13 protein-coding genes and 2 pseudogenes are annotated in these 20,113 nt (G+C 49.0%); 12 read left to right on the plus strand and 3 right to left on the minus strand.

Annotated features, from left to right (window positions below):
- Positions 1–75 precede the first annotated feature (75 nt).
- The 10 genes and pseudogenes from DKB62_RS12645 to DKB62_RS11785 all read left to right on the plus strand — a co-directional run.
- Entirely contained in the window at positions 76–255 is a 180-nt protein-coding gene (locus DKB62_RS12645) for a hypothetical protein (protein WP_162860316.1), read from the plus strand.
- A pseudogene (locus DKB62_RS11745) lies at positions 230–1,649 on the plus strand (IS3 family transposase). Before DKB62_RS12645 ends, DKB62_RS11745 begins: the two are co-directional and overlap by 26 nt.
- A gap of 276 nt (positions 1,650–1,925) precedes the next feature.
- Complete coding sequence (locus tag DKB62_RS11750; RefSeq protein ID WP_107196843.1) at positions 1,926–2,144, plus strand: twin-arginine translocation signal domain-containing protein; 219 nt, start codon at positions 1,926–1,928, stop codon at positions 2,142–2,144.
- Positions 2,145–2,216: 72 nt separating this feature from the next.
- Positions 2,217–3,458, plus strand: coding sequence for an IS256 family transposase (locus tag DKB62_RS11755; protein ID WP_107196844.1), 1,242 nt, complete (start codon positions 2,217–2,219; stop codon positions 3,456–3,458).
- A 166-nt stretch (positions 3,459–3,624) separates the two neighbouring features.
- The gene (locus DKB62_RS11760) at positions 3,625–4,527 is read left to right on the plus strand and encodes an MBL fold metallo-hydrolase (protein WP_107196586.1); all 903 of its coding nucleotides are present in this window, start codon (positions 3,625–3,627) and stop codon (positions 4,525–4,527) included.
- A gap of 1,221 nt (positions 4,528–5,748) precedes the next feature.
- Positions 5,749–6,192 (plus strand): hypothetical protein, encoded by a 444-nt coding sequence (locus DKB62_RS12740; RefSeq protein ID WP_198643545.1) that lies wholly within the window; start codon positions 5,749–5,751, stop codon positions 6,190–6,192.
- A 4-nt stretch (positions 6,193–6,196) separates the two neighbouring features.
- The gene (locus DKB62_RS11770; protein WP_240320108.1) at positions 6,197–6,964 is read left to right on the plus strand and encodes an S-layer homology domain-containing protein; all 768 of its coding nucleotides are present in this window, start codon (positions 6,197–6,199) and stop codon (positions 6,962–6,964) included.
- A gap of 257 nt (positions 6,965–7,221) precedes the next feature.
- Positions 7,222–9,003: an S-layer homology domain-containing protein gene (locus DKB62_RS11775; protein ID WP_162860317.1), complete on the plus strand. Its 1,782-nt coding sequence runs from the start codon at positions 7,222–7,224 to the stop codon at positions 9,001–9,003.
- A 272-nt stretch (positions 9,004–9,275) separates the two neighbouring features.
- Positions 9,276–17,099: an ESPR-type extended signal peptide-containing protein gene (locus DKB62_RS11780; protein ID WP_115759904.1), complete on the plus strand. Its 7,824-nt coding sequence runs from the start codon at positions 9,276–9,278 to the stop codon at positions 17,097–17,099.
- A gap of 12 nt (positions 17,100–17,111) precedes the next feature.
- Positions 17,112–17,360 (plus strand): annotated as a pseudogene (locus tag DKB62_RS11785) (S-layer homology domain-containing protein); the annotation flags it as partial.
- 177 nt (positions 17,361–17,537) lie between these two features.
- Here DKB62_RS11785 and DKB62_RS11790 read toward each other — a convergent pair.
- The gene (locus DKB62_RS11790; RefSeq protein WP_240320110.1) at positions 17,538–17,801 is read right to left on the minus strand and encodes a hypothetical protein; all 264 of its coding nucleotides are present in this window, start codon (positions 17,799–17,801) and stop codon (positions 17,538–17,540) included.
- A gap of 23 nt (positions 17,802–17,824) precedes the next feature.
- Here DKB62_RS11790 and DKB62_RS11795 point away from each other — a divergent pair, with 23 nt between their 5' ends.
- Entirely contained in the window at positions 17,825–18,655 is an 831-nt protein-coding gene (locus tag DKB62_RS11795) for an Rpn family recombination-promoting nuclease/putative transposase (protein ID WP_107195712.1), read from the plus strand.
- Entirely contained in the window at positions 18,655–19,032 is a 378-nt protein-coding gene (locus DKB62_RS12650) for an RpnC/YadD family protein (RefSeq protein ID WP_157949668.1), read from the plus strand. Before DKB62_RS11795 ends, DKB62_RS12650 begins: the two co-directional genes overlap by 1 nt.
- 119 nt (positions 19,033–19,151) lie before the next feature.
- Here the strand turns inward: DKB62_RS12650 and DKB62_RS11800 are convergent, their stop codons facing one another.
- The gene (locus DKB62_RS11800) at positions 19,152–19,382 is read right to left on the minus strand and encodes a hypothetical protein (protein WP_107195713.1); all 231 of its coding nucleotides are present in this window, start codon (positions 19,380–19,382) and stop codon (positions 19,152–19,154) included.
- Complete coding sequence (locus tag DKB62_RS11805) at positions 19,379–20,104, minus strand: metallophosphoesterase (protein WP_107195714.1); 726 nt, start codon at positions 20,102–20,104, stop codon at positions 19,379–19,381. Before DKB62_RS11805 ends, DKB62_RS11800 begins: the two co-directional genes overlap by 4 nt.
- Between the last annotated feature and the right edge of the window lie 9 nt (positions 20,105–20,113).

Consider the following 20,113-nt stretch of genomic DNA (forward strand, 5'->3'; position numbering starts at 1 on the left):
GAAGGCGTATTTGTAAAGGCCGTAGAAAGAGAAGTAATACGAGTTAAGGAACCCAAGGAAACGAGGCGAGAATATATGACGCTGGCAATGGAATTAGAGAGACAAAGGCAATTTGGCCGGGAAGAGGGCAGAAAAAAAGGTCGGGAAGAAGGCAGAAAAGAAGGCCGGGAAGTGAACTGCCCCCCAAATGTTAGACCAAAAAATCTAACGATTGGAGGTCAGTTTTTTTATGGCGAAACACAGTTACGAATTTAAGAAGCAACTGGTATTAGAATACCTGGACAATCAGGGAAGCTATGCTTCCATTTCACAAAAACATGGCATGCCGGACAGTTACCAGTTAAGAAAATGGGTTGCTGCTTACAAAAAATTGGGGATACCGGTTTAAAACGATCTCGATCCCGGAAAGAATACTCTTTCGAAGAAAAGCTTTCTGTGGTAGAGTCTTACTTAACAAGCGAACTCTCGTATCAGGAACTGGCTCTTCAAATGGGAATCAACAATCCGTCGCTACTTGTCAGATGGGTAAATGACTTTAAAATAGCTGGGCCGGATGCGTTAAGACCGCATAGGAAAGGCAGGAAGAAGACATTGAGTACATCGCAATCAAGAGAAACAGAAGCACAAGTTCAGCATACGGAGGTTGACACCCGCGCAGAGCACGTCAAGGAATTAGAGGATGAACTTCTCAAGCTCCGTATAGAGAATGCAGTTTTAAAAGAACTGAGGAGACTGCGGTTAGAGGACGAAGCAAAACGGAGAGGGTTGCGAACGTCATCTTCAGTCTCCGAGGACAATTCAAACTAAAAGATCTCCTCTCCTACACCGGCATGGCAAAGTCAACCTACATGTACTGGCAGAAACGCGTTGGCCGCGAAAATCCGGACAAAGAATTAGAAGATACCATACAGGAACTTTGCAAACAGCATACCACCTATGGCTATCGGCGAATCACGGGTGAGCTTACCAATCAGGGATGGTGCGTGAATAAGAAGAAGGTGCAGCGCATCATGCAAAAGCTAAGCCTTCAGGTCACTTGTTTTACGCGAAAGAGTCGCAGATACAGCTCTTACAAAGGTAAGGTGGGAACCATCGCTCCCAATAGAATACGCCGTCGCTTCCACACGACGGTTCCCCATCAGAAAATCACAACAGATACGACAGAATTTAAATACTATGAAGTGGATGCCCAAGGGCATCTGACGCAGCATAAGCTGTATCTGGATCCCTTTATGGATATGTTCAATGGAGAAATCATCAGCTATAGAATAGGGAACCGTCCTTCGGCCGAAAATATATTAGAAGCACAGGCGGAAGCGATCCGCATCACGGCGGATTGCCCCTATCGCCGAACCTTCCATTCCGACCAGGGTTGGGCGTACCAAATGAAGGCATACGTCCGCAAGCTCAAGCAAGAACGGATTTTTCAAAGCATGTCCCGGAAAGGCAACTGTCTGGATAATGCGGTGATGGAGAACTTCTTCGGCCTACTGAAACAGGAAATGTACTATGGTGTCGTGTACTATAGTTACGAAGAATTGAAATCAGCCATCGAACAGTATATCAAATACTATAACGAACAAAGAATCAAAGAAAAACTAGGCTGGAAGAGTCCTGTCAAATACAGGCTGTCCTTGTCCGCGGCATAAAAAAAGTAACGAGATAGTAAAAACTATCTCGTTACTAAAGTCTAACTTTTTGGGGTCACATCACTGCGGGCGTCTGTTTTTATATTATGTTATGCTGCCGAATCGTAGTGTACCACGGCAATTTCCATTATGATGCTGCCGTTAACATAGGTTATGAATTTCGAGAATCGCTCTTTGTGTTGTTTCATCAAAATTGTATATACAGTGAAACAACTTGACTTACACTTTACTCTAACGAGTATAATGAAATAAAAACGCAGAAATGGAGTATAGACGATGAACAGACGACAGTTTTTGAAAGCCCTGGGAATCGGCGCAGCCGGCCTAGCCCTCGGCGGTACATATTATGTAAGCCGACCGGAATTTGGCCGCCTGCCGACGGGGATGCGGCGGGAGCGCATCTTGGCATCGCCCCATTATTACGACGGGCAGTTTCAGAACTTGGAGCCTATCGACCAGACTGTCAAAGGGGGAGAAGCCAAGGCGACTATGTGAAGCTTTTTCTGTAAATAACTGCCAGGTATAGGTCTTCTATGATACAATCTAAATCATAGGAGGCTTAGTATCATGGCAAGAGAAAAGAAACCGGTACATAAGGTCATTATGACCGAAGGAAAACGCAGCATTATTCAACAACTGTTTCAAGAATATGACATTCAATCCGCAGAAGATATTCAGGAAGCACTGAAAGACCTGCTGGGCGGTACCATCAAAGAAATGATGGAAACCGAGATGGACGAACACCTTGGCTATCAGAAATCCCAGCGGTCTGACAGCGAGGATTACCGCAATGGGTATAAGAGAAAGCGGGTCAACAGCCGGTATGGTACCGTAGATATCCAGGTACCGCAGGACCGCAACTCCACGTTCGAACCGCAGGTGGTCCGTAAACGGCAAAAAGATATCTCTTCTATCGACCAGAAAATTATCTCCATGTATGCCAAGGGAATGACGACCCGGCAAATTTCAGAAACGTTAGAGGATATCTATGGATTTGAGGCTTCCGAAGGCTTCATTTCCGATGTAACCGATAAAATCCTGCCTCAAATTGAAGACTGGCAGAAACGCCCGCTGTCGGAAGTGTATCCTGTCCTCTATATTGATGCCATTCATTATTCTGTCCGGGATAACGGAGTGATCCGGAAGCTGGCAGCCTACGTCATTCTGGGAATCAACATAGACGGACAAAAAGAAGTTCTGACGATTCAGGTCGGAGACAATGAGAGCGCAAAATATTGGCTTTCCGTGCTGAATGAATTGAAAAATCGCGGGGTAAAAGATATCCTGATTCTCTGTGCCGATGGCCTGAGCGGGATCAAAGAAGCCATCGCCGCAGCCTATCCTAACACGGAATACCAGCGCTGCATCGTACATCAGGTACGAAACACGCTGAAATATGTAGCAGACAAGGATCGTAAGCCTTTTGCCAATGATTTAAAGACTATTTATCAGGCTCCGTCTGAAGAACAGGCTTTGGAATCTCTGGAAAGGGTAACCAAAACATGGTCTGTAAAATATCCGAATTCCATGAAAAGTTGGAAGCAAAACTGGGATGCCATCTGCCCAATTTTCAAGTTTTCCATGAACGTAAGAAAAGTGATTTACACGACCAATGCCATCGAATCCCTGAATTCCACCTACCGGAAGCTGAACCGTCAGAGAAGCGTATTTCCAAGCGATACAGCGCTTTTAAAAGCCCTGTATCTGGCGACGTTTGAAGCCACCAAAAAATGGACCATGCCAATCCGAAACTGGGGACAGGTGTATGGGGAACTGAGCATAATGTACGAAGGCCGACTCCCAGAGTAACGCATAGCTGGCAAAAGCAGGCGAAAATCCTGTCTGTACTTGACATGTTCAGCATGTGTTGTTATATATAAACCATGAGCTGAAAGTTCTCAAATTCGCTTTCAGCTTACCGAGTATCATAGAAGATCTATGTTTACAGAGATTTTTTCACAGGCTCGCCAAGGCTATGGCCGAGTTCCTTTTCGGCAGCTCCGAGGGATTGAAGCCCAAAGAACGGATGATATCCCGGAAAACGGAGCTGCATTCCCTGCCCCTTGATGAGGACTGTCTTGTCTGGATGGGCCATTCATCGCTGTATTTGCATCTCGGCGGCTGCCGTATTCTCGTCGACCCGGTGTTCAGCAGCTATGCCTCGCCGGCCTTTTTCATCAACCGGGCCTTTGATGGCAGCAATGTCTATGCGGCTGCCGATATTCCCCCTGTGGATGTACTGGTTCTGTCTCATGACCACTGGGATCATCTCGATTATCCCAGCGTCATGGCTTTGAAAGACAAGGTGAAGGACATCGTCTGCCCCTTGGGTGTCGGCGAGTATTTCGAGCAGTGGGGCTTCGACTTGGCTCGCGTCCACGAGGAAGATTGGTATACGGCGATTCCCTTGGCCGACGACCTGACGGTGCACATCCTGCCGAGCCAGCATTTTTCCGGCCGCCTGCTCAAGCGCAATCAGACCCAGTGGGCCGGTTTTGCCTTCATTACGCCGGGGCGGCGCGTCTATGTCAGCGGCGACGGCGGCTATGGGAGCCATTTTCGCCATATCGGCGAGACCTTGGGGCCTTTTGATCTGGCTGTCATGGAAAACGGCCAGTACAACGAACGCTGGGCCCGCATTCATCTCATGCCGGAGGAAGCGGCCCGGGCGGCTGTCGACGTCGGCGCGAAGGCCGTCTTATCCGTGCACAACGGTAAATTCGCTCTGAGCCGTCATCCCTGGGCAGAGCCGTATCAGCGCCTGTCAGCTGTCAGCCTAGGCAAGCCGTACCGTCTCCTGACGCCTGCGATCGGCGAAGCTGTCCGCATCGGCGACGACAGGCAGACCTTTGCGGCATGGTGGGAGCAGATGACCTGACCGGTGTATGGCTTTCGGCTGGGAGAAGTACTCCGGCCCGAGCAGGGCTGATATAAATGTATACCATAGGCAAGGTCGGATATTTAGTTCTACAGGCAGTATTCCATTAGGAAGCTGTCTTTTTTTGTACCTTTTTCTGCCTGGCGTGTGTTGGCATATGCCGGATGCCAAGGCCTATAGTGGTGGCTGCATAACAAAGGAAAATCAAGAAATACAAGGGGAAAATGAAAAAAATTCCTTTATATAACGAATTTGCATAGTAATCAACTAAAGTATTCGAAAAATAAATATAACACAAAACGATTATAAATAACCAAATAACTAAGAAAAATGGAAGAATCGTTTCATGCATACAAGTACTGTAAGAAATATATGAAGAGACAAAAGTCTTGTAATACAAGACAAAAGAGGAAAATTAATATAGAATATAATGACATAAATACAATGGTTAACTTTATTTATAGGGGTGGGTATAAGATTAGTAAAATGTCTTTTCTGATGCATATAATGAAGATACAGCTATCATAGTCTTGCAATGGATTAGAAAAATATTTAATATATCTATCACATAATCTTATTGTATTAAAGAATAGGGGGGATTGCATTTGCTGTTAGAGCGTGATACACTTAAGAACATAAAGAGGAGGTGAATGGCAGAAGCCTGTCCGTCTCACTGAAGCTACGTTTTACATTATTTTAAATATATGAATGCAGTTCTTTATTTTGGCATAGCTTGTATTTTATTATAACCACCCCATGAGAGTATCGTATTAAGACCACCCCTTAATAAATGGACTATACGATGATACATGTATGGAAGAAATACCTATACATGGCCTGAAGAAACATGACTATACGATGGCATAAATATACGATATCAGTCTGCAGGGGCTATACGATGCCGCCATGGCGTCATGAACGACAGGAGACGGCAGTCATGCGGAGAAAGAAGAATTTACCGGCTGCATAGCCGGTATACAGCACGCCGCAGCGTACGGTGCAGGATCTGCGGCAAATGAATACCTGAGGCGGCAGCTATAAGGAGGAGGACAACATGATTTCAATTCGGAATCGTTGTCATGATAAGGGAAACCGGAATAACAGGGCGGAGACAATGCTTGATTTGGGGATTCGTTTTAGTGTAATAAGACCACCCCGAAACTATCCAAAAGGCGGCCTGACGGCAAGACAATATAATACACTGCAAAGCCGGGATTTTCCGTGAAGCGCGATGCCGTTTGTCCCGTATGCGGCACTAAGTTTGTCGCTAACCGGTCAACGCAGAAGTACTGCAGCTCCTTTTGCCGGCAATATGCCCACCGCCATGGCTACAACAACCACGTGCGGCCCTACGGCAAGCAAGAAACGCTGCGCACCTTCCGCTGCATCAAATGCGGCCGTCTCGTGCGCGTCACCGACCAGACAGACCGGCGGACGAAGTTTTGCTCATCCCACTGTGAACGGCTCTACTGGAAGCACCCCAAGAAAGCGAAATCCGCAGTCATTCAGCGGTCCTTTCATTGCCGCCAATGCGGCGAGCTCGTAACCGTTACAGAGGCGAAAGACAAACGGACCGTCTTCTGCAGCCACGCCTGCCGGGAACGATGGTTTTCCTTACACCGAACAAAGAAAGAAACGACCCATGAAAGGGAATGTTGTCAATAATGATATGAGCGTAACAGACGCTATCGGCGCCTTGGATTCGGCTATTGAGCATGCCACTACAGAAGCGGGCAAGCATAGCACGGTACATGCAGGCAACGGAATTAAGGTTGATCCGACGGATGATCCTGATACAGCAGGTAATGATTATACCGTATCTCTGGATAACGACATTACGTTGACTGGCGACGATGGTACAAACAGCATCCATATCAATGCGAACGCTGTGGCAGTCGGCGCGTACTATCGTCCTAATGAAGACGTCATGTTCAGCGTCGGCGGCTCCATGGGCGGCGGCGAAAACATGGTCAATGCCGGCGTATCCCTCAAGATTGGCGCAGGCAGCAGCAACGTCACCACGTCCCGCGTAGCGATGGCTAAGGAAATCAAATCTATGCGCGACATCGTAGCGAAACAGGACGCTCAGATCCAGAAATTGACGGCTATGGTCAACGCCTTGGTCGGCATCCAGTCCGAACCGGATACGACGACCATGTTCCCCGACGTACCGGAAAATCACTGGGCTTATGAAGCCGTGGAAGCTATGGCGAAGAGCGGCTTAGTCAAAGGCTATCCTGACGGAGAATTCAAGGGCGACCGTACCATGACTCGCTATGAATTTGCCCAGATCGTTTACAACGCTATCCAGGCCGGAGCAGAAGTAGATGCTCGTCTGGTAGAAGAATTTAAGCCCGAACTGGAATACTTCCACATCGCCACCGTCGCGAAGGACAAAGACGGCAACCCGACAATCGAACGCGTACGGGCTAATTAATCTTCACATCCTTGCCTGAGGGTGTTTCTGGCCAGAAATATCATGGTAATACGAACACCCTGTAAGGGAAAGGCAGCCTGATGAAGATATCGTTAGGTTGACACATATGGTAAACGCGGCGGCTACAACTTAGACGCTGTGTTATATAAAATTTTTCGGCAGTACTTTTCGGCGTGCCGTGCCTTGTCAGACGAAACACCGCTTCGTCGGCAAGGCGCGACGCCGGAGAGGCTGACCATATGGGAGGAATTATTATTATGAAAATGAAAAAAGCAAGTCGTAAGGTGTTAGCCATGATGGCTGTTACAGCCCTCATGAGCAGTGTAAGTGTTGTTGGTGCGACTGAGTTGGGAAAGGTTACAGATAAACCGACTTTTGAACAAGGTTTAACCGTAGGTAATCCCAACAACAATTACAAATTTAACGCAGACGGTAACTTGAAGGCAAATCAGGTAAACACAACAGCAGATATGAATGCAGGTGGCAATCTTACAGCGGCAAATGATCAGTTCCAAGTTCATACGGATGGTTCTGTTTCTACTACGGGCACGATTACTACTCAAGGTGACATCACTGGTAAAGGTGGCACATTTAATACTCTCAAGGTAAACGGCATGAATGTCGACGAATCGATTACTAATTTAGAGAAGCAAGTAGAAAATGTTGGGCTCGCAGCAGATGCAGCAAATGATCTTGCCACGCAGAATAAGGATAAAATAACATCTTTAGATGACCAAATTAATAATGAAACAACTGGTTTAAAACAACAAATTACCAATGTTGGGCTCGCAGCAGATGCAGCAAATGATCTTGCCACGCAGAATAAGGATAAAATAACATCTTTAGATGACCAGATTAATAATGAAACAACTGGTTTAAAACAACAAATTACCAATGCTGGACTTGCAGCAGATGCAGCAAATGATCTTGCCTTACAGAATAAGGATAAAATAACATCTTTAGATGACCAGATTAATAATGAAACAACTGGTTTAAAACAACAAATTACCAATGCTGGACTTGCAGCAGATGCAGCAAATGATCTTGCCTTACAGAATAAGGATAAAATAACATCTTTAGATGACCAGATTAATAATGAAACAACTGGTTTAAAACAACAAATTACCAATGCTGGGCTTGCAGCAGATGCAGCAAATGATCTTGCACTAAAGAATCAAGAAGCAATCCAAACTGAACATGACCGGGTAACAATGGTTGAAGGCGCTGTATTGGAAGTCAACGGTAAAGTTGATAAGAATACGGCAGCTATTAACACTGTAAATAACATTGTTGGCGATGGTGTATTGAGCAATCCGAATGCTTCCAACTTAACAGAAGCTGTGAATCAGAACTATGCTCAGATTAACAACAATACGCAGGCTATCAGCGCATTGGACAACCGTGTAGATGACCTCGGCGGTGAAATTGATCAGGTCGGCGCTATCTCCGCTGCGTTGGCAGGCTTGCATCCCCTCGATTATGACGGCACGGGCTCCAAGTTCCAGCTTTCTGCAGCTATGGGTTCCTATGACAGCACGCAGGCAGCTGCTATCGGCGCATTCTATCACTTCAACCGCGACGTCATGATTTCCTTGGGCGGCGCTACATCCTTCGATGGCGACCATAAGACAGCCGGCAACTTGGGCGTAACCTTCCGCATTGGTGAAGGCGCTTCCGGTAAAGCCGTATCGGACGACGTCATGGCTCGTCTTGAAGCAATGGATCAGAAGATCGCAGCTCTCGAACAGGAAAACAAAGACCTGAAGAACGTATTGGGGACTATCGATACGTCCCTGAGCAAGGAATTCCCTGATGTACCGGCTAACCACTGGGCCTATGAAGCCGTAACGAAGCTGGCTGGCAACGACGTTGTCGCTGGCTATCCTGACGGTGAATTCCACGGCGACCGCACCATGACCCGTTATGAAATGGCTGAAATCATCTACAAGGCTATGAACAAAGGCGTACAGGTAGACCAGAAACTGGTAAATGAATTCAAACCGGAAATGGAACAGGTAGCTGCAAACGAAAGAGCCTAAGCCGCTGGAACGACGCAGGTTATAAAAGTTAACAAATAATGTGACCTATCCTATGACATTAGGAAAGGTCAATATGTAGAGGCATCAGCTTGCGTATGTGAGATTTGAAGAAGAGATAGGTCTAACTGCGCAAGCTTTTGCCATATACAACATTTACAATATCAAGAAAAAAGGTTGGCTTTGTCCTGTGAAAGGCACAAAAGGACGAATCTGCCGGCCGATTTTATTCATCTGTAGTCGAACATTCGATAAGATGAAAGGGGAATAGATATATGAACCGAATTTACAAAGTCATTTGGAGCAAGGTCAAGCACCAGTACGTTGTCGTATCGGAACTGGCTCACAGCTGCACGAAGAGTACGAGCAGCCGTGTCGGCAGAAGCGCCGCCGCCGTATTGGCTGCCTTGGTGCTGACGACGGGCGTCTGCGCTGTACCGGTGCAGGCCGAAGACCTGACAGATCCGTATGCCCTGTTGAATGAGAAGGTAGAAAAATCAAAAAATTCGGATCCTATAGTAGAATTGGTCCAAAGCCCGTTGGCTAAGGCTGCGTCTGAAACCACAGCCGAAACGAATAGCGACAACCAGCCAGCTGACGAAGAAGCTACGACGCCGACACAGCCGGCTGATTCACAAAAACAGCATACCATTATCAATCAAGACGGCATCTATGCCAGCAACGGCAAAGGTACGTATAATACGCTGAGCAAAGACGGCCTGTGGGTTGGCGGAAGGGATGACGGCGAAGGACTCTATGTCGATAACGACGGCAATATGCGCACGACAGGGAACGTCATGGTAGACGGCGCATTTTCGGCTGGCGACGGCAATGCTTATATTGCTAAAGACGGATCGACGAGTATTCAGGTAGGCGGCTCCCAGTTTATCGTCAATAGTGATATTGCTGGTATGAGTAATGGTAATGCCAGCGTTTCTGTAATGAATAATAGTGCCGAAGTACGAGCAGCAGATAATCTGATTGCAGCAGGTATTGACGGTATTACCATGTCGGAACAGACAGGAAACACAACGGTAACGGTTAATCAAGATGGTATGACTGTTGATGGGGATTTGACTGTTACCGGTGATACGAACTTGAAAGATACAGGCGTAGATGGAACTTTAAATGTATCTGGCAATCAGACTGTTGGCGGGAATTCGACGGTTAAAGGCAGCCAGGAAGTGTTGCATGACCTGACAGTCGGCGGCAGTTCGACGGTTAAAGGCAGCCAGGAAGTGTTGCACGACTTAACGGTTGGTGGCAGTTCGACGGTTAAAGGTAGCCAGGAAGTGTTGCATGACCTGACAGTCGGCGGCAGTTCGACGGTTAAAGGCAGCCAGGAAGTGTTGCATGACCTGACAGTCGGCGGCAGTTCGACGGTTAAAGGCAGCCAGGAAGTGTTGCACGACTTAACGGTTGGTGGCAGTTCGACGGTTAAAGGTAGCCAGGAAGTGTTGCATGACCTGACAGTCGGCGGCAGTTCGACGGTTAAAGGTAGCCAGGAAGTGTTGCATGACCTGACAGTCGGCGGCAGTTCGACGGTTAAAGGCAGCCAGGAAGTGTTGCACGACTTAACGGTTGGTGGCAGTTCGACGGTTAAAGGCAGCCAGGAAGTGTTGCATGACCTGACAGTCGGCGGCAGTTCGACGGTTAAAGGCAGCCAGGAAGTGTTGCATGACCTGACAGTCGGCGGCAGTTCGACGGTTAAAGGCAGCCAGGAAGTGTTGCATGACCTGACAGTCGGCGGCAGTTCGACGGTTAAAGGCAGCCAGGAAGTGTTGCACGACTTAACGGTTGGTGGCAGTTCGACGGTTAAAGGTAGCCAGGAAGTGTTGCATGACCTGACAGTCGGCGGCAGTTCGACGGTTAAAGGCAGCCAGGAAGTGTTGCATGACCTGACAGTCGGCGGCAGTTCGACGGTTAAAGGCAGCCAGGAAGTGTTGCATGACCTGACAGTCGGCGGCAGTTCGACGGTTAACGGCAGCCAGGAAGTGTTGCATGACCTGACAGTCGGCGGCAGTTCGACGGTTAAAGGCAGCCAGGAAGTGTTGCACGACTTAACGGTTGGTGGCAGTTCGACGGTTAAAGGTAGCCAGGAAGTGTTGCATGACCTGACAGTCGGCGGCAGTTCGACGGTTAAAGGTAGCCAGGAAGTGTTGCATGACCTGACAGTCGGCGGCAGTTCGACGGTTAAAGGCAGCCAGGAAGTGTTGCACGACTTAACGGTTGGTGGCAGTTCGACGGTTAAAGGCAGCCAGGAAGTGTTGCATGACCTGACAGTCGGCGGCAGTTCGACGGTTAAAGGCAGCCAGGAAGTGTTGCATGACCTGACAGTCGGCGGCAGTTCGACGGTTAAAGGCAGCCAGGAAGTGTTGCACGACTTAACGGTTGGTGGCAGTTCGACGGTTAAAGGTAGCCAGGAAGTGTTGCATGACCTGATAGTCGGCGGCAGTTCGACGGTTAAAGGCAGCCAGGAAGTGTTGCACGACTTAACGGTTGGTGGCAGTTCGACGGTTAAAGGTAGCCAGGAAGTGTTGCATGACCTGACAGTCGGCGGCAGTTCGACGGTTAAAGGCAGCCAGGAAGTGTTGCATGACCTGACAGTCGGCGGCAGTTCGACGGTTAAAGGCAGCCAGGAAGTGTTGCACGACTTAACGGTTGGTGGCAGTTCGACGGTTAAAGGTAGCCAGGAAGTGTTGCATGACCTGACAGTCGGCGGCAGTTCGACGGTTAAAGGCAGCCAGGAAGTGTTGCATGACCTGACAGTCGGCGGCAGTTCGACGGTTAAAGGCAGCCAGGAAGTTTTACACGACCTGACAGTCGGCGGGAATTCGACCGTAAAAGGAAATCAAACAGTAGGTGGCACAATTACCGCTAATAAGGGAATTATCGGCGGCGTCATTTTAGAAACGACGGACGATGGCAAGAGCAAGGTCAAAGCAGATAAAGCCGACATCGGCGGTGTTATTATTAAAGATAAAGGCATTGAAGCTGGTACTGTACAGATTAACAAAGGCAGTGCAACGGATAACCGCGTCTTAGATGTCAATGGCAATTTTGCTGTTTATAATGACGGAGCCTTTAAAGCCGCTGGTGAAAACTTTGTCGTTAAAGCCACTGGCGATGTAACGGCTAATTCGTATCGTAACGCTAATGGCACGTTTACAGCTGATGAAACTGGCCTTGTAACAGCAACGAAAGCGCAAATAGACAATGTAACGATTGGCGGTGAAGACCCATCTGCTGCTATTAAGGTCAGCGATGATAACTTTATCGTTTATAATGATGGAGCATTCCAAGCGGCAGGACGTAAATTCTTAGTTAATAATCAAGGTGAAATGACTGCTGCAGCGGCAACGGTGGATAATGTTGTCATTGATAATAACCAAGTGACAGGTCTTTCTAATACAACATGGAATCCTGAAGATCCTGATTCTATAGTAGAAGACAGGGCAGCAACGGAAGGCCAGTTGATGTATGTCGATGCGCAGGTAAAAGTCAACAGCGATGACCTTGCAGCATATAAAGCCGCTGGTATTGTTGCAGGAAATGAAGTGGGCCAGTACTCTAACTCTATTGCGTTAGGAAACAATGCGACTGTCGATAGTACGAACAGCATTGCAATCGGTGCAGGCAGCACTGCAGATGGAGCTCAGGCTACGGCCTTAGGGCAGAATTCGAATGCCTTAGGTCATGGAGCGGTTTCCTTAGGCGCTAATTCAGAAGCTGTAGGAGAAGGCGCAGTTTCGATTGGTTTTAACAATTCGGCGGAAGTAGCCGGTTCGGTTGCTATTGGCAACGGTGCCCATGTATATGAAGGCGGTACGAATTCGGTTGCCTTAGGCCAGTGGAGTCAGGCCTCTGACGATAAAGTCGTTTCCGTAGGGAATGATTGGCTGAAACGCCGGATTACCAATGTAGCCGCAGGCACAGATCCTACCGATGCTGTCAACGTACAACAGCTGACAGATCGGACTGCCAATATGGTGGAATGGGATGAAAATACGGATGACACAATTCATGGTGTCACCTTGGAAAATGGCATGATTACGGCTGCTGAAGGTAACTTCAAGGTATATGGTACAGGCGGCATCTATGCTGCTAATGGCAAGTTCCAAGTCAACGGTAATACTGGCGATGTTAGTGCAGAGGGCAATTTGAAGGCCGCTGACGGTAAGTTCTTCGTCAATGGTGACAACGGCAGTATCATTGCAGCTGACGGGGATTTCAAAGTTTCCGGTAAGGGCGATGTCACTGCAGCAGGCAGCCTTACTGCGGCAGATGAAAAATTCAAGGTTTATGGCGCAAGCGGCGGCTTTATGGCAGCTGATGGAAAAGTAGAAGTCAACGGCTACACTGGAGACATCAGAACCGATGGGAAAGTTACGGCCAATGAAATTCATGCAGCTAACGACAACTTCATTGTTTATGAAAGTGGTGTTGTGAAACTCAACGATGGTAATCTTGTGATCGGTACGAATGGCGACTTGAATTCTAAAGGCACCATCACTGGTAACGTATTGAGTACAGGCGGTTTTGTAGCTAATGCAGATGGAAATGCTGAAGCTAAAGGTACTGTAATCGCTAATACTTTAAGTACTGGTGCAGATGGATTTATTGCTAACAGCGATGGTGATTTTGAAGCCAGAAATGCTCATATTGATGGCACGCTTTTGGTTGGTGAAAAATTCAAGGTAACATCCGATGGTGAATTGATTGCCGCAAATAGCGCCTTTAAGGTGGGTGCTGATGGTACGGTGACGGCTGTTAAAGGCGGAAGTATCGGCGGAGTAGAGCTGAAAGACGGTGAAGTGACTGGCCTGAACAATACGACGTGGGATGCTGGTAATATTGTCGATGACCGTGCGGCTACGGAAGGTCAGCTGGCAGTTGTCGATGCAAAGGTAAAAGTCAACAGCGACGACCTTGCAGCGTATAAAGCAGCCGGCGTTGTTCCGGGCGCAGTGCCTGCTGAAGCAGAAGGAGCAATGGCTCTTGGTGCAGGGGCAGAAGTACGAGGCGATAGCGATAAGGCCATGGCGATTGGCAACGGTGCAGCTGCTACGAATAAAAACGCTGTAGCTTTGGGCGCAAGCGCAACGGCTAAAGGTGTAGATTCGTTGGCTTTGGGCGCAAATGCCAATACTGATGTCAGCGCGCAGCACGCAGTAGCCATCGGCGCGTGGGCTGGAGCTACGGAAGACAATGCTATCGCAATCGGTCAGAGCGCTGGCGCTAAAGCCGAAAATGCTGTGGCAGTAGGCATGGAAGCAAAGGCTGAGGGCGATCATAGCGTAGCATTAGGTGCAAATAGCGGAGTAGCGGAAGACACTACTAACAGCATGGCTCTTGGCAACAACGCGAAGGTTGAAAATGCAGGCAGTGACAGTGCGTTGGCTATTGGCGATGAAGCAACTGTTACGGCAAGCCATGCCGTAGCTGTAGGTGCAGGTGTAGAAGCTGACGGTGTACATTCGCTGGCTATGGGTTCTGATCTTACTGTAACAGGCGATAATGCTATCGGCATCGGCTACAGTGCAGGCATGGGAACTAAGATCAGCGGTGAAAATGCGATAGGCATTGGTAAAGCTGTCAATGCGACGGACAAGAATACGATTGCTTTAGGTACGGCTGCTGCTTCGAATGAAGAAAACGCTATTTCTATCGGCACTAGAGCGACAGTTGACAGCTATAATAGCATTGCTATTGGTGCAGAAAGCGGTGTTGCAGAAGGCAGCCAAGAAGGTATAGCCTTAGGGTATAATGCTAACGTTAGTACGAATGGCGCTATTGCGATTGGTTCGAATAGCGTTGCGGCAGGAGAAGGCAGCATGGCTTTGGGTTTAGGCGCATCGACAACATTGCAAGCTCCGCACTCTGTTGCTATTGGTGAAGGCAGTGTTGCTGATGAATCAATGGTTGTTTCCGTTGGTCATGCTGGAGAAAACGGACAGCGCCGCATTATCAACGTAGCGGCTGGCACGAAAGATACCGATGCCGTAAATGTTTCTCAAATTAAAGGCATGGTAAGATGGGATCAGGATGCTGACGATTCCTATCTGGAAGGGACGCTGAGAGGCGTAACATTGTCTGATGGTACTATTACGGCAGCTAATGGTAATTTCGTAGTTACAGACGATCCCAAGAGTGGTACGGATTCGATTCTCAATATTGGCGAAGATGCGTTTAGAGTCAATGAAAATGGTGGTTTTGTTGCTGGCAATGGAAACTTTAAAGTATTTAGCACTGGCGGCGTTGTAGCGGCTGGCGGAGACTTTAAGATTAACAGTGAAACTGGTGCAGTAACTACTACTTCTGTTACGGGACTTACGAACACAGACTGGAATACTACGCATGATTATAGCGATTCTACTCTTGCTGCGACAGAAGCGCAGTTGCAGGCTGTAGCCGAAGAAGCAGGCAAGCAAGCGAGTGTAGTGAGTGCTGACGGCAACTTGACGGTGAACGATGCTACTACTAATGCTAGTGGAGGGACTACGTTCAAAATTGGTCTTAGCGATAAAGTTGTCTTAGACGGCGATAAGGGAACGACGATTACTCTTAATAGTGGCGAACTGAATGCTGATGATTCTGCTTTTAGTATTACAACGCCAGGATTAGCAACGGGACGTACGCAATCCTTTGATTTTTCGAGTGCGGGTGCTGTTTTCAAAGAAGCATATGCAGATACGTCGAACTCTACTAAGATTGCTGGCAGCACAATTATATCTGAAAATTATTATCATGATGAGGGTACTGGAGAAAAACGTACTGCTACGACTGTAATTGATGGGGGTACCCTTAGAGTAAGTAGCAGTGGCGGGGAATCGGATAAAACCGTTATTAAAGGTGCCGATATTACAGTTGGTACTACAACTGGTGGAGCGGCACAAACTCACATTACCGCTAAGGAAATTACAATTGGCGGAGATCTGTTGAATGATGACAAGGCAACTGCACTGCGAATCACAAATAACGGCGTAAATGATAGAACTATCACCGGCTTGACTAATATAACGTGGAAGAGTGATGAGGAATGGCAGAAAGCGCATTACGAATCAAGTAGAGCTGCAACAGAAGGCCAGTTGAAGATAGTAGATGACAAAGTCAATGCGAATGCCGATGCTATTGACAAGCTGAATAAGTTCACTGGTCTTAGTAAAGACACCAATGCAAAAGTTTCTGCCTTTGCTGCGAAGACGCAGGGTATCAACTGGGATAATTTGAATACCTTGTCGCAGATTTCACCGATGAATCTGGCTGCGCCGATGAATGCAGCCGTACCGACGGCCAATGCGACGAGATTCCCTGACCTTGACGACGAATCTGGCGAAAGCGGAACTACTGGAGATACGGGCAGAGTTCCTGTTGAAGGATTAACTGTGACGGACGATCAAATTTCGACTGACAGAGACTTCAGCGTCGGCGGAGATCTGAGCGTAAGCGGCGATACGACGCTTGGCGGCAAGCTTACGGTTGGCGGCGAAGCTACGTTTAACGACAACGTTAGCATCAAAGGCGACCTGAACATGAACAACAACAAGATCACTGGCGTGGCTGCTGGCGATGTAAACGCTACATCGACGGACGCTGTCAACGGCAGCCAGCTCTACGGCGTACAGCAGGATGTTGAAGCTAACGCGAAGAACATCAGCACTCTCGGCGGCGCAGTCAATAAGCTTGGCAACCGCATTGACGAAGTCGGCGCTGGCGCAGCGGCCTTGGCAGCTCTCCATCCGCTCGATTTCGACCCGGACAACAAGTGGGACTTCTCGGCAGGCTTCGGTAACTACCGCGGTGAAAGTGCCGTCGCCTTCGGCGCCTTTTACCGTCCGAATGAAGATACCATGTTCAGCGTCGGCGGTACCGTCGGCAACGATGACAACATGGTCAATGCCGGCGTATCCCTGAAGATTGGCTCGGGCAGCAGCGGCGTCACCACGTCTCGCGTAGCCATGGCTAAGGAAATCAAAGCCATGCGCGACGTCGTCGCTAAACAGGACGCCCAGATCCAGAAGCTGACGGCTATGGTCAATGCCTTGGTCGGCGTGCAGACGGAACCGGATACGACGACGATGTTCCCGGATGTACCGTAAAACCACTGGGCTTATGAAGCTGTCGCTGCGATGGCTAGAAGCGGCTTAGTGAAGGGCTATCCTGACGGCGAATTCAAGGGCGACCGCACCATGACCCGTTATGAATTTGCTCAGATCATCCAAAATGCGATTCAGGCCGGAGCGGAAGTAGATTCCCGTCTGGTAGAAGAATTCAAGCCGGAGCTGGAATATTTCCACATCGCCACGGTCGCGAAGGATAAGGATGGCAACCCGACGATCGAACGCGTACGGGCTAACTAACTTCATACGGAAAGGCTTTGTGAATAGCTTATAGCTGACACAAGGCAAGAGAAACGAGTCGGGGGAAACCTCGGCTCGTTTTTCTGAGTTCATTAAACTGCATACATGCGAAAAACAGCGTCCTGAAGGCCTATATGCTTCATGACGCTGTTTTATGTTATGTCGTATTCAATTTCCTTAGAACGAAGGTGTCTCCAAGGCAGGATGGGTGCAGGGATTCAGGGGCAAGGAGGCGACGAGGTAGATTGATTCTTCCAAGGTGACGTCTTCCTTTGCTCTGACTTTGCTGCCGGGCAGGCAGATGGATTCTCTTGTTTCGCTGTCGCCGAAGATGATGACGGCCATGGTAAGGACGAATGGCGTAAACGGCATGGCTGCCGTCTGGGAGACGACGGCCGGCGTATGGTATAATAAGGTAAAGATACCATTGCGCGAAGTCATTGCGCAGATAAAGGAAGTGACCTATGTATACGACAGAAATCAATCGGCTGAACGACTTTTATTTTAAGTATTTACTGGGAAATGAAAAACGGAAAAACCTGACGATTCATTTCCTCAACGCCGTGTTGTATGGCGACGAGACGCCTCATATTACGGACGTGTCATTTATCGACAAAGACAAGGAGCCGAAACAGGCCGACGGCAAGATGGTAAAGTTGGATATTTTGGCTCGGACTGATGCGGGCATGCTCATCGATATTGAAGTACAAATACAGCGCCACCCACATCTGGCCGAGCGGTTTTTGTATTACTGGGCCGAGATGTACGGCGGACAGCTCAAACGGGGCGATGAATACAGCGCTTTGAAACCGGCTGTTTCCATCGTGCTGATGGACTTTGAATATTTACCTGAGGAAAGCTGGCATAATATATATCATATTTGCAATGACGTGTCGAAACAGGTGCTGACCCATCATTTCGCCATGCATTTTATTGAACTGAAGAAATTTACGTATAGTGATATTAAGTCGCTGCACCGATTGGGAAAATGGACGGCCTATTTTTCCAATTGCAGCGCCGAAGAAACGGAGGAATTAGCCATGAGCGACCCGATCATGAAAGAAGTCGTCAACGCCGAAATGGCCTTTACAGAGGACGAAATCATGCGGCGGCAGTATACGCAGCGGGAAAAAGCCCTGCGGGATTACCGCAGCGACATGGCCGAGGCCCGGCGCGAAGAAAAATCTTTCATAGCCGTTAATATGCTGCGCATGGGTATGGATATCTCCTTAATTGCTAAGGCGACAGGCTTGTCTGAAGAAGCGGTTGAGCTGCTGAAGAAGAAACTGCCTTAATGGCAGGTCTTGGTATCAGCAGCGACGCCGAAGAAACGGAGGAATTAGCCATGAGCGACCCGATCATGAAGGAAGTCGTCAATGCCGAAATGGCCTTTACAGAAGACGAAATCATGCGGCGGCAGTATACGCAGCGGGAAAAAGCCCTGCGGGATTACCGCAGCGATATGGCCGAGGCCCGGCGTGAAGGAGAGCAGAAAGGAAGACGTGAGGGAGAGCAAAAAGGAAGACGTGAAGGAGAACAGAAAGGGCGACGTGAAGAAAAGGTTTCTATTGCTGTCAACATGCTGCGGCTGGGTATAGATGTGTCTCACATTGCCGCGGCAACGGGCTTGTCTATTGCTGATGTGGAGCTGCTGAAGGCGAAATTGACTTGACACAGGCGTTGTTGTCAGCAGCGATGCCGACAGCTGTGGAAGAAAGTTTTGTAACATACGAAAACCCAGCGTCATGAAAGGTGTATGCGCTTCATGACGCTGGGTTTATATTTTTTGTATTAAAACGACCGCCTTCCCAAGGCGGGATGGGCGCAGGGTTTCAGGGTCAGGTGGTCGACGAGATAGCCTGCTTCTTCCAGGGTGACGTCTTCCTTCGTGCCGTCGTGCTCGAAGACGCAAAGGGGATTGTCTGCGCCGACTTCGCCGCCGGGCAGGTAGATGTATTCTCCCGTTTCGGCGTCGCCGAAGATAATGCCGGCCAGGAGGTGTTTCTGGGCGATTTGGCTCATACTTTTTCCTCCTCTTCAAAGGTGATTTCCAAGAGCTTGCAGTCCCGATAGTCTGCCGATACGAGGTGGAGCAGGGTGCCGTTGTAACGGCGGGGGAACATCGTATTGGGCTGCATGCCGTGGAGGTGGCCGAAGATGCACAGGGGCACCTTGTATTTTTCCAGGAGCTCCGTAAAGCCGCTGGGCTTGGTCAGGTCGCAGACCGGCGGATAGTGGAGGAGCAGGATGGTGTGCTCGCAGCCGAGCTTTTCCGCTTCCTGCAGGGTCCGCTCGACACGCAGGAGCTCGCGGCGGTAAGGCTTGGCGTCCCGCTCTTCCTTGTAGTGGATGTCGCCGGGGCAGACCCAGCCGTGGGTGCCGCAGACGGCGATGCGCCCTTCGTCGAGGGTGACTGTCGTGCCGTAGAGGTACTGCATGTTATTCTCGGCGTCCATGCGGTTGAGCTTGCCGGCGCTTTCCCACCAGAAGTCGTGGTTGCCGCGGATGATGAGCTTCCGGCCCGGCAGGGCGCGGATTTCGTCCAGGTCTTCCTGGGCGTCCTTGAGGTGCATAGCCCACGACGTGTCGCCGGCGATGAGTACTGTGTCGTCGTCGGTGACGCGGCTGTTCCAGTCTTCCTGGATGCGGCTCCAGTGGTCTTTCCAGCGGGGGCCGAATATTTCCATTGGCTTTTTAGGCGGATGGCCTGATAAGTGTAAGTCTCCGATTGCAAATAAACGCATGTATCTGTC

Origin of the sequence: Megasphaera stantonii (assembly GCF_003367905.1) — a bacterium.
Lineage (GTDB): Bacteria > Bacillota > Negativicutes > Veillonellales > Megasphaeraceae > Megasphaera > Megasphaera stantonii.

Coding starts and splice junctions, on each gene's coding strand:
- DKB62_RS11805 (WP_107195714.1), bottom strand. CDS start 20,104: ATGCGTTTATTTGCAATCGGAGACTTACACTTATCAGGCCATCCGCCT.
- DKB62_RS11755 (WP_107196844.1), top strand. CDS start 2,217: ATGGCAAGAGAAAAGAAACCGGTACATAAGGTCATTATGACCGAAGGA.
- DKB62_RS11750 (WP_107196843.1), top strand. CDS start 1,926: ATGAACAGACGACAGTTTTTGAAAGCCCTGGGAATCGGCGCAGCCGGC.
- DKB62_RS11770 (WP_240320108.1), top strand. CDS start 6,197: ATGAGCGTAACAGACGCTATCGGCGCCTTGGATTCGGCTATTGAGCAT.
- DKB62_RS11760 (WP_107196586.1), top strand. CDS start 3,625: ATGGCCGAGTTCCTTTTCGGCAGCTCCGAGGGATTGAAGCCCAAAGAA.
- DKB62_RS11790 (WP_240320110.1), bottom strand. CDS start 17,801: ATGACTTCGCGCAATGGTATCTTTACCTTATTATACCATACGCCGGCC.
- DKB62_RS12645 (WP_162860316.1), top strand. CDS start 76: ATGACGCTGGCAATGGAATTAGAGAGACAAAGGCAATTTGGCCGGGAA.
- DKB62_RS11775 (WP_162860317.1), top strand. CDS start 7,222: ATGAAAATGAAAAAAGCAAGTCGTAAGGTGTTAGCCATGATGGCTGTT.
- DKB62_RS12650 (WP_157949668.1), top strand. CDS start 18,655: ATGGCAGGTCTTGGTATCAGCAGCGACGCCGAAGAAACGGAGGAATTA.
- DKB62_RS11800 (WP_107195713.1), bottom strand. CDS start 19,382: ATGAGCCAAATCGCCCAGAAACACCTCCTGGCCGGCATTATCTTCGGC.
- DKB62_RS11795 (WP_107195712.1), top strand. CDS start 17,825: ATGTATACGACAGAAATCAATCGGCTGAACGACTTTTATTTTAAGTAT.
- DKB62_RS11780 (WP_115759904.1), top strand. CDS start 9,276: ATGAACCGAATTTACAAAGTCATTTGGAGCAAGGTCAAGCACCAGTAC.